Genomic DNA, 9,589 nt, shown 5'->3' with positions numbered 1-9,589 from the left:
CAGCCCGGTCAGAATATCGGTCAACGCCACACCGACCTTCACCGGCCCAGCCCCCTCATCCCCCTCAGGGCGTCCGGTCAGGCTCATCAGCCCACCCAACCCCTGAATCATGAAGTCATAACCCGCACGCTTGGCATAGGGACCGGTCTGACCAAACCCGGTGATCGAGCAATAGATCAGTCTCGGATTGATTGCCTTGAGCGATTCATAGTCCAAGCCATATGCAGCCAGCCCACCAACCTTGAAGTTCTCGATGACAATGTCCGACTTGGCAGCCAGCTCACGCACCAACTGCTGCCCCTCAGGACGAGTGAAGTCGATGGTCACTGACTGCTTGTTACGGTTGCCCGACAGGTAATAAGCAGCCTCCGTGGTGTTCTCGCCATAGGCATCTTTAAGGAAGGGCGGCCCCCAGGCGCGCGTATCGTCACCATTGCCCGGACGCTCGACCTTGATGACCTCGGCTCCCAGGTCCGCAAGGATCTGCCCGGACCAAGGCCCGGCCAGTACCCGTGATAAATCCAGTACCCGCAGATGCGATAACGCGCCCATGGCCGCTCTCCTATTAATAGAACGCCTGGATACCGGTTTGTGCACGCCCGAGAATCAGCGCATGCACGTCGTGAGTGCCTTCGTAGGTATTGACCACCTCAAGGTTCACCAGGTGACGGGCGATACCAAACTCATCGGAGATACCGTTGCCACCCAACATGTCACGAGCCATCCGCGCGATATCCAGAGACTTGCCGCAGGAGTTGCGCTTCATGATCGAGGTGATTTCCACCGCCGCGGTCCCTTCATCCTTCATCCGCCCCAGACGCAGGCAGCCCTGAAGGGCGAGAGTAATTTCGGTCTGCATGTCTGCCAGCTTTTTCTGGATCAACTGAGTCGCAGCCAGAGGACGGCCAAACTGCTGACGATCAAGGGTGTATTGACGCGCGGTGTGCCAGCAGAATTCCGCCGCGCCAAGCGCGCCCCAGGAGATGCCGTAGCGTGCCGAGTTCAAGCAAGTGAAAGGACCTTTCAGACCACGCACATCCGGGAAGATGTTCTCTTCCGGGACAAAAACGTTATCCATGACGATCTCGCCAGTGATCGACGCCCGCAGACCCACCTTGCCATGAATGGCTGGAGCGCTCAGACCTTTCCAGCCTTTCTCCAGAACGAAGCCACGGATATCACCAGCGTCATCCTTGGCCCAGACCACAAACACATCCGCGATCGGACTGTTGGTGATCCACATCTTGCTGCCGGTCAAGCTGTAGCCACCTTCGACCTTGCGCGCACGAGTAATCATCGCGCCCGGATCGGAACCATGGTTCGGCTCGGTCAGACCAAAGCAGCCAATCCATTCGCCAGACGCCAATTTCGGCAGGTACTTCTGCTTTTGCGCTTCGGTGCCGAACTCGTTGATCGGCACCATCACCAGGGACGACTGCACACTCATCATGGAGCGGTAACCCGAGTCCACGCGCTCCACTTCACGGGCGATCAGGCCATAGCACACATAGTTCAGGCCACTGCCGCCGTACTGCTCGGGAATGGTCGCGCCCAGGAGGCCGACTTCACCCATTTCACGGAAGATGGCCGGGTCGGTCTTCTCATGGCGGAAAGCTTCCAGAACCCGTGGTGCCAGCTTGTCCTGAGCGAACTGCTCGGCACTGTCGCGGACCATGCGCTCTTCTTCGGTGAGTTGCTGGTCCAGCAGAAGGGGATCGATCCAGTTGAAGCTTGCTTTGCCGCCCATGAGTGAATCCTCGTGAAGTAGGTCAACTATCGTGGGCTGATCCTAGGCCCAGCAGGAGCCTTCCGGCAAACGAGGATTTTGCATACTGTTGTGCTAATTTCTCACTTCGTGACGGCAAAAAGTGCCATCTACAGCCACCATTAGTGAGATAGCCGTACATGCGCAGGAAGATCCCCAGTACCGCCGCCCTGATCAGCTTCGAGGCCGCCGCCCGCCACGAGAGCTTTACCAAGGCGGCGCAGGAGCTTTCCCTGACCCAGGGCGCCGTCTGCCGACAGATCGCCAGCCTGGAGGAGTTCCTCGGCGTAGAACTCTTCCGACGCTCGCGGCGGGGGGTCAAACTGACTGAAGCCGGCCTTTCCTACAGTCGACGGGTCGCAACTCAACTGGATGCCGTAGAGCGCGACACCCTTTCCGTGATGGGTCAGCAAGGCGCCAATGTCATCGAACTGGCAGTGGTACCGACCTTCGGCACTCAATGGCTGCTACCACGCCTCAAGGACTTCCAGAAACAACACCCCGAAGTCACCGTCAACCTGACCAACCGCACACGCCCCTTCCTGTTCGCCGATACCCCCTTCGACGCAGCCATCTACTTCGGTGACGCCGACTGGTCCGGTACTCAGTCCCATCGCCTGATGGGCGAGCATCCAGTGCCGGTGTGCAGCCCGGCCATACTGGGCAACCACCAGCAACTGAGTGCCGAAGCCATTGCCGAACTGCCCCTGTTGCAGCAGACCACACGTCCCTACGCCTGGCGACAGTGGTTCAACTCACAACAAATGAGCATCCCCCGCGACATGACAGGGCCACGCTACGAGCTATTCTCCATGCTCGCCCAGGCAGCCATGCACGACATGGGTATCGCCCTGATTCCAGCCTTTCTCATTCAGCGCGAACTGGCAGAAAAACGCCTGGTGATTGCCAACCCTCAAGCACTCACGAGCATCAAGGCGTACTACCTGATGATTCCTGAGCGCAAGGTTGAATCAGCCTCTTTACGGGCATTTCGCGACTGGCTAGTAAACCAGGCGAACAGCTACAACCTTGGAAAATAAAGGCTACACACCAATAGCTGACCCCGTAGTCAACTAATTAAAAGCCCTACAGATATAACTATTTGTCGCATCTAGACAGACTGTACCGACACCTTGGACAATCGTTCTACAAGCGCCTAACCACGCGGCTTGTAGGGTTTATTTAGAGGCGATGTAAGACTATTCACGCCACCGATGAGAAAAATCTTAATTTCATGTCTAAAGCCTTGAAAGGCGCGGCTTACAAGGGTTTAAGTCTGTACGTTGCGACATTCGGTCACGGGGTGACTTGTAGTTAATTTTCCGTCACTAGTCAGAATCCCTTGAAGGCCTCAAAGTTCGCCTGCAAAATGCCGCGCCCCGCTGTGATTTCAGCGGGATCGTGCTGATCGGCCGCCCCAGCCGCACCCTCCTCAGTGCGCTGGCCTTCTAAGAAAGATCGAAAGCAATAAGATCAAGCAGGAGATTTGACGTGCACATTGGTGTTCCTCTCGAAACCCAGACGGGTGAAACACGGGTTGCTGCAACCCCGGAAACCATCAAGAAGCTGATCGGCCAGGGTCATAAAGTCACTGTGCAAAGCGGCGCCGGCATTAACGCCAGCGTGGTCGACAGTGCCTATGAAGCGGCAGGGGCAACCATTGGCAACGCCAACGATGCCTTTGGCGCCGAACTGATCCTCAAGGTAGTGGCCCCCAGCGACAGCGAGCTGGCTCTGATCAAGAGCGGCACCGTGTTGGTGGGCATGCTCAATCCGTTCAGCAATGAAACCATCGCCAAGCTGGCCGAACGTGGCATTACTGCCTTCGCCCTCGAGGCGGCACCACGCACTTCCCGGGCCCAGAGCCTGGACGTGTTGTCGTCCCAGGCCAACATTGCCGGCTACAAAGCTGTGCTGCTGGCCGCCCACTACTATCCGCGCTTCATGCCAATGCTGATGACCGCCGCTGGCACCGTCAAAGCAGCCCGCGTGCTGATCCTCGGCGCCGGTGTGGCAGGGCTGCAGGCCATCGCCACGGCCAAGCGCCTGGGTGCGGTGATCGAGGCCTCGGACGTGCGCCCAGCGGTGAAGGAGCAGATCGAGTCCCTGGGGGCCAAGTTCGTCGACGTGCCTTACGAGACCGACGAAGAGCGCGAGTGCGCTGTAGGTGTCGGTGGCTACGCCCGTCCCATGCCGGCCAGCTGGATGCAGCGCCAGGCCCAGGCGGTCCACGAGCGTGCAAAGCAGTCCGATATCGTCATCACCACCGCGCTGATCCCAGGCCGCAAGGCACCGACGCTACTGAGCGCCGAGACCGTCGCCCAGATGAAACCCGGCTCTGTGGTCATCGACCTGGCAGCAGCACAGGGCGGCAACTGCCCGCTGACCGTAGCGGATCAGGTCGTGGTCGAAAACGGTGTAACCATCGTCGGCCCGACCAACCTGGCCGGCGCGGTAGCAGCAGATGCCTCGGCGCTGTACGCCCGCAACCTGCTGGACTTCCTGAAGCTTGTATTCACTAAAGAAGGGCAGTTCGAAGTCAACCTCGAAGACGACATCGTCGCCGCGTGCCTGATGTGCCGCGACGGCCAAGTCATCCGCAAAAACGCCTAAGCAGGGATTCAGACGATGGAAGAGCTTATCTCCCCCGGTATCTACAACCTGATCATCTTCGTGCTGGCGATCTATGTCGGTTATCACGTGGTCTGGAACGTCACACCCGCACTGCATACGCCGCTGATGGCGGTGACCAACGCCATTTCCGCCATCGTCATCGTCGGCGCCATGCTGGCTGCCGCCCTGACCGTGACCCCCCTGGGCAAGACCATGGGCACCCTGGCCGTTGCCTTGGCCGCGGTCAACGTGTTCGGTGGCTTCCTGGTGACCCGCCGCATGCTGGAAATGTTTAAGAAGAAAGCGCCCAAAGCCGTGAAAGAAGAGGTGCAGAAGTAATGAGTATGAACCTGGTAACAACCCTCTATCTGATTGCCTCGGTGTGCTTTATCCAGGCGCTCAAGGGGCTTTCGCACCCGACCACGTCCCGACGCGGCAACCTGTTCGGCATGCTGGGCATGGCCCTGGCGGTACTGACCACCATTGGCCTCATCTATAAGCTCGGCGCAGAACTGGCCACCGCCGGCATCGGCTACGTCATCGTGGGCCTGCTGATCGGCGGCACCGCCGGTTCGATCATGGCCAAGCGCGTAGAAATGACCAAGATGCCGGAGCTGGTGGCCTTCATGCACAGCATGATCGGCCTGGCCGCGGTGTTCATCGCCATTGCCGCCGTGGTCGAACCGCAGTCTCTGGGCATCGTCAAACACCTGGGCGATGCGATCCCCGCTGGTAACCGCCTGGAACTGTTCCTCGGCGCGGCCATTGGTGCCATCACCTTCTCCGGCTCGGTGATCGCCTTCGGCAAGCTGTCGGGCAAGTACAAGTTCCGCCTGTTCCAGGGCGCACCGGTACAGTTCGCCGGCCAGCACAAACTCAACCTGGTGCTGGGCCTGGCCACCCTCGGCCTGGGCGTGACCTTCATGCTCACCGGCAACCTCGGCGCCTTTGCCCTCATGCTAGCCCTGGCCTTCGTCATGGGTGTGCTGATCATCATCCCGATCGGCGGCGCCGACATGCCGGTGGTGGTGTCGATGCTCAACAGCTATTCGGGCTGGGCAGCGGCAGGGATCGGTTTCTCCCTGAACAACTCGATGCTGATCATCGCCGGCTCCCTGGTGGGCTCCAGCGGCGCGATCCTTTCGTACATCATGTGCAAGGCGATGAACCGTTCGTTCTTCAACGTGCTGCTGGGCGGTTTCGGCAACAGCGCCGATGCGGGCGGCCCGGCCGGTGCACAGGAAGCCCGTCCGGTGAAATCCGGCTCGGCTGACGATGCGACCTTCCTGCTGACCAACGCGGACACCGTGATCATCGTTCCCGGCTACGGCCTGGCGGTAGCGCGGGCCCAGCACGCGCTGAAAGAGCTGACCGAGAAGCTGACCCACCGCGGCGTAACCGTGAAGTACGCGATCCACCCGGTAGCGGGGCGCATGCCCGGCCACATGAACGTATTGCTGGCCGAAGCCGAAGTGCCTTACGACCAGGTGTTCGAGATGGAAGACATCAACTCCGAGTTCGGCCAGGCCGACGTGGTGCTGGTCCTGGGTGCCAACGACGTGGTCAACCCGGCAGCGAAGAACGATCCGAAATCGCCGATCGCCGGCATGCCGATCCTCGAGGCTTTCAAGGCCAAGACCATCATCGTCAACAAGCGCTCCATGGCCAGTGGTTATGCCGGCCTGGACAACGAACTGTTTTACCTGGACAAGACCATGATGGTCTTCGGCGACGCGAAGAAAGTCATCGAAGACATGGTCAAAGCCGTCGAATAAAGCTGCTGTAGCGCAATAACCCAAACCTCAGCCTTTAGTAGGCTGGGGTTTTTTATTTACACCATAAAGTCGACAGAAGGCTCTAGATCAGGGCCTTTCATTCGACCTTTGTCGCGGGGCGTTTTTTTTTGAAATCACTAGACTGCGCTTCTTGCTTCCGTTGCCCGAGATAACAATCCATGTACCGTGATCGTATCCGCTTGCCTTCGTTGTTGGATAAGGTGATGAGCGCCGCCGACGCTGCCGCCCTGATTGAGGACGGCATGACCGTCGGCATGAGCGGCTTCACCCGCGCCGGTGAAGCCAAGGCCGTACCCCATGCCCTGGCCGAACGGGCCAAGGTGACCCCGCTGAAAATCAGCCTGATGACCGGTGCCAGCCTGGGCAACGACCTGGACAAGCAACTCACCGAAGCCGGCGTCCTGGCCCGGCGCATGCCGTTCCAGGTGGACAGCACCCTGCGCAAGGCGATCAACGCCGGCGAAGTGATGTTCATCGACCAGCACTTGTCGGAAACCGTCGAGCAACTGCGCAACCAGCAGCTCAAGCTGCCGGACATTGCAGTGATCGAGGCTGTCGCCATCACTGAACAGGGCCATATCGTGCCGACCACTTCGGTGGGCAACTCCGCCAGCTTCGCGATCTTCGCCAAGCAGGTGATCGTCGAGATCAACCTGGCGCACAACCCGAACCTGGAAGGCCTGCACGACATCTATATCCCGACTTATCGTCCAACCCGCACCCCAATCCCACTGGTGAAGGTCGACGATCGCATCGGTAGCACCGCGATTCCGATCCCAGCGGAAAAGATCGTCGCCATCGTCATCACCAACCAGTCCGACTCGCCGTCTACCGTGTCCACCCCGGACAGCGAAACACAAGGCATCGCCAATCACCTGATCGACTTCCTCAAGCAGGAAGTGGATGCCGGACGCATGAGCAACAAGCTCGGCCCGCTGCAGGCGGGCATCGGCAACATCGCCAACGCGGTGATGTGCGGCCTGATCGAGTCGCCATTCGAGAACCTGACCATGTACTCCGAGGTGCTGCAGGACTCGACCTTCGATCTGATCGACGCCGGCAAGCTCAGCTTCGCCTCGGGCAGCTCCATCACCCTGTCGAGCCGGCGCAACGCCGACGTGTTCGGCAACCTGGAACGCTACAAGGACAAGCTGGTGCTGCGCCCCCAGGAGATCTCCAACCACCCGGAAGTGGTGCGCCGCCTGGGCATCATCGGCATCAACACCGCCCTGGAGTTCGACATCTACGGCAACGTCAACTCCACCCACGTCTGCGGCACGCGGATGATGAACGGCATCGGCGGCTCCGGCGACTTCGCCCGCAACGCGCACCTGGCGATCTTCGTCACCAAGTCGATTGCCAAGGGCGGGGCGATTTCCAGCGTGGTGCCCATGGTCAGCCACGTGGACCACACCGAGCATGACGTCGACATCCTGGTGACCGAGATCGGCCTGGCAGACTTGCGTGGCCTGGCGCCACGTGAGCGGGCCCGGGTGATCATCGACAACTGTGTGCATCCGTCCTACCGCGACGCGCTGAATGACTACTTCACCAAGGCCTGCGCCTTGGGTGGTCACACACCACACATACTGCGTGATGCCCTGAGCTGGCACATCAATCTGGAAGAAACCGGGAAAATGCTCGCCGAGTGATTGATACAGTTGGCAGCTGACGCAAACACAGTTTCGTCAGCTCGCCAGCCGCCCATCATAGGCCGACAAAAACTGTACTGCTGTACCGGTCTTTCCCTCGCCTAAAACCGTTAACTTCCAATCAAAAACCGCCTAAACGCACCAAAAAGGTGCTGACAGGTACAGTTGCGCCATTTACGAACAGTACAGCCTCTATAAACAGTTAACTGGTCCTTCACAATACAGGTGAACTGTATCTACAGAGTCTTGCGCGGGAAGAGGATCATGGGCACCAGTTAAATCACTACCTGATCCCGCCACAAGCGGAAGGATGTCAACCATGGAACGTACACTCAGTTCCGAACTGTTCTTCGAAGACAAAGCTGAAAAAACCCAGGCTTCCCTGCCTCTGCGCGTTATCGCCAACCTGATGCTGTGGCAGCGCCGCATCTCCAGCCGCCATCAACTGGCTCGCCTGGATTCGCGTCTGCTGGCCGATGCCGGGATCAGCGAAGCACAACGCTACGAAGAGCTGAGCAAGCCGTTCTGGCGCTAACTCAGCGTCGCTGGCTCTGACCCTCCGGGTCCACCGCCAGCACCCCGAATTGCACACACAAAACCCGTCGCGGGAAACTGCGACGGGTTTTGTCGTTGTGGGCCGATGACAAACGTTCAGAGGTGAAGGACAGTCTGTACCAGCCAATGACAGGTACAGTTTAATAAAAACAAAAATATAATAGGTACAGTTCCAATCCCAGCCTATCTGTCTCTTCGCCGAGAAACCCAATAGCTTGATGCTGCAAGCCAATCGCTCGACGTCTCGACGAGGACTGCGTCATGAATTCATTGTTGGCGGCCCCCAGCCCTGACACAGATCTGTGCGAATAGAAAAGCTCAGCCTAATATCTGAAGTGACGTAGCGATTTTCTTCCGAGTTGCGTCAGTTTCATCGGACACAGCACCTCGCAGTGGCTGCCCGGCGTCTCACTCAGCGCCCTTTAATTGTCTGTTTCATTCACAGGAGTTACCCATGTCCCGTCTTCGACTGCTCAGCGCTGCCGCACTGCTGTCCCTGGCCGCCAATGCCCACGCCACTAGCCTGATCGTGACCACTGACGCCATTGTCGGCGCCCTCAAGGCCACGACCGATGCGACCTCCGACGTCACCTCCTCCCTGCGCGACAACAAGATTGTCCGCGCTGCCCGGGATGACGCCGCCAGCTTCGTCGCCACCGACGGCGCAATTCGCGGGGTAAAACTGGAAAGTGCCTTCGCCCACATCCGCCAACAAGCCCCTCAACTGCAGGCCACTGACACACAACTGGCTCAAGCAATCCTGGCGATCTGACCTGCCGTTTCAGGTGCGTGTACGCACCTGAAACCCTCTGCACTGGCCCTGCCCGGGCCATTGCGCTAGCCTTGGCGCTGGTTTTCAGCTGTCGAGACTCTTGGGTTTGTTCCGAATTTCGCTTTTCGCTCCACTATTGATCGCTGTCTGTTGGGCCTCCTCGGTGCAGGCATTTGACCTGACGACCCAGAGCTCGGTCATCACGGCTTACGCTACAAGCCAGGTGACCTCGGCGCCCTTCGACCATAAACTGCTGCTCGCCGCCCAGGATGACGCCGCCGCCTTCATTGCGACCGACGGCCAACTGCGTGGGGCACGCCTGGAGTCCGCACTGAAATATCTGCGGCAACACCAGGCAAAACTTCATGCCAGCGACCTTGAACTGGCGCAGGCAATTCTCGTCCAATAGCCATCCCTGTTATTCCGGAGTCGTTCC

At 59.1% G+C, this 9,589-nt stretch carries 10 protein-coding genes (1 of these 10 cut by a window edge); 8 read left to right on the top strand and 2 right to left on the bottom strand.

Features of this window, described 5'->3' with window-relative positions; genetic code table 11:
• Together KHO49_RS01695 and KHO49_RS01690 are read right to left on the bottom strand one after the other, a co-directional pair.
• Positions 1-552, bottom strand: the beginning of a protein-coding gene (locus KHO49_RS01695) for a CaiB/BaiF CoA transferase family protein (protein WP_213664518.1). Its footprint begins 669 nt before the window's first position; 552 of the gene's 1,221 nt are visible here — the first part of the coding sequence; the start codon lies at positions 550-552; its stop codon lies beyond the left edge, outside the window.
• 13 nt (positions 553-565) lie between these two features.
• The gene (locus KHO49_RS01690; RefSeq protein ID WP_077933165.1) at positions 566-1,747 is read right to left on the bottom strand and encodes an acyl-CoA dehydrogenase; all 1,182 of its coding nucleotides are present in this window, start codon (positions 1,745-1,747) and stop codon (positions 566-568) included.
• Between the two features lie 158 nt (positions 1,748-1,905).
• Here KHO49_RS01690 and KHO49_RS01685 point away from each other — a divergent pair, with 158 nt between their 5' ends.
• From KHO49_RS01685 to KHO49_RS01650, 8 genes are all read left to right on the top strand, one after another.
• Positions 1,906-2,805: a LysR family transcriptional regulator gene (locus KHO49_RS01685; protein WP_102881467.1), complete on the top strand. Its 900-nt coding sequence runs from the start codon at positions 1,906-1,908 to the stop codon at positions 2,803-2,805.
• 451 nt (positions 2,806-3,256) lie between these two features.
• Entirely contained in the window at positions 3,257-4,378 is a 1,122-nt protein-coding gene (locus KHO49_RS01680) for a Re/Si-specific NAD(P)(+) transhydrogenase subunit alpha (protein WP_102862522.1), read from the top strand.
• Positions 4,379-4,393: 15 nt separating this feature from the next.
• Positions 4,394-4,717, top strand: coding sequence for an NAD(P) transhydrogenase subunit alpha part 2 (locus tag KHO49_RS01675; protein WP_005783507.1), 324 nt, complete (start codon positions 4,394-4,396; stop codon positions 4,715-4,717).
• On the top strand, positions 4,717-6,153 hold the full coding sequence (locus KHO49_RS01670) for an NAD(P)(+) transhydrogenase (Re/Si-specific) subunit beta (RefSeq protein WP_102881466.1): 1,437 nt from the start codon (positions 4,717-4,719) through the stop codon (positions 6,151-6,153). The genes KHO49_RS01675 and KHO49_RS01670 overlap by 1 nt, the downstream gene beginning before the upstream one ends.
• A 179-nt stretch (positions 6,154-6,332) precedes the next feature.
• The gene (gene scpC, locus KHO49_RS01665; RefSeq protein ID WP_016963711.1) at positions 6,333-7,826 is read left to right on the top strand and encodes a succinyl-CoA:acetate CoA-transferase ScpC; all 1,494 of its coding nucleotides are present in this window, start codon (positions 6,333-6,335) and stop codon (positions 7,824-7,826) included.
• Positions 7,827-8,145: 319 nt separating this feature from the next.
• Positions 8,146-8,361, top strand: a complete 216-nt coding sequence (locus KHO49_RS01660; protein WP_011058498.1) for a DUF1127 domain-containing protein — start codon at positions 8,146-8,148, stop codon at positions 8,359-8,361.
• A 474-nt stretch (positions 8,362-8,835) separates the two neighbouring features.
• A complete protein-coding gene (locus KHO49_RS01655) occupies positions 8,836-9,153 on the top strand; it encodes a DUF2388 domain-containing protein (protein ID WP_102881464.1) in 318 nt (105 codons plus the stop codon).
• 115 nt (positions 9,154-9,268) lie between these two features.
• Positions 9,269-9,562 carry a DUF2388 domain-containing protein gene (locus tag KHO49_RS01650; RefSeq protein ID WP_371826189.1) on the top strand — a complete coding sequence of 98 codons (294 nt, stop codon included), beginning with the start codon at positions 9,269-9,271 and terminating at the stop codon, positions 9,560-9,562.
• The last annotated feature ends 27 nt before the right edge of the window (positions 9,563-9,589 follow it).

Origin of the sequence: Pseudomonas sp. RC4D1 (assembly GCF_018390395.1) — a bacterium.
Lineage (GTDB): Bacteria > Pseudomonadota > Gammaproteobacteria > Pseudomonadales > Pseudomonadaceae > Aquipseudomonas > Aquipseudomonas danubii.
The sequence above is the reverse complement of the archived record's forward strand: the minus strand, read 5'-3'. Positions and strand labels throughout refer to the sequence as shown.

Coding starts and splice junctions, on each gene's coding strand:
- KHO49_RS01660 (WP_011058498.1), top strand. CDS start 8,146: ATGGAACGTACACTCAGTTCCGAACTGTTCTTCGAAGACAAAGCTGAA.
- KHO49_RS01690 (WP_077933165.1), bottom strand. CDS start 1,747: ATGGGCGGCAAAGCAAGCTTCAACTGGATCGATCCCCTTCTGCTGGAC.
- KHO49_RS01675 (WP_005783507.1), top strand. CDS start 4,394: ATGGAAGAGCTTATCTCCCCCGGTATCTACAACCTGATCATCTTCGTG.
- KHO49_RS01655 (WP_102881464.1), top strand. CDS start 8,836: ATGTCCCGTCTTCGACTGCTCAGCGCTGCCGCACTGCTGTCCCTGGCC.
- KHO49_RS01685 (WP_102881467.1), top strand. CDS start 1,906: ATGCGCAGGAAGATCCCCAGTACCGCCGCCCTGATCAGCTTCGAGGCC.
- KHO49_RS01670 (WP_102881466.1), top strand. CDS start 4,717: ATGAGTATGAACCTGGTAACAACCCTCTATCTGATTGCCTCGGTGTGC.
- scpC (WP_016963711.1), top strand. CDS start 6,333: ATGTACCGTGATCGTATCCGCTTGCCTTCGTTGTTGGATAAGGTGATG.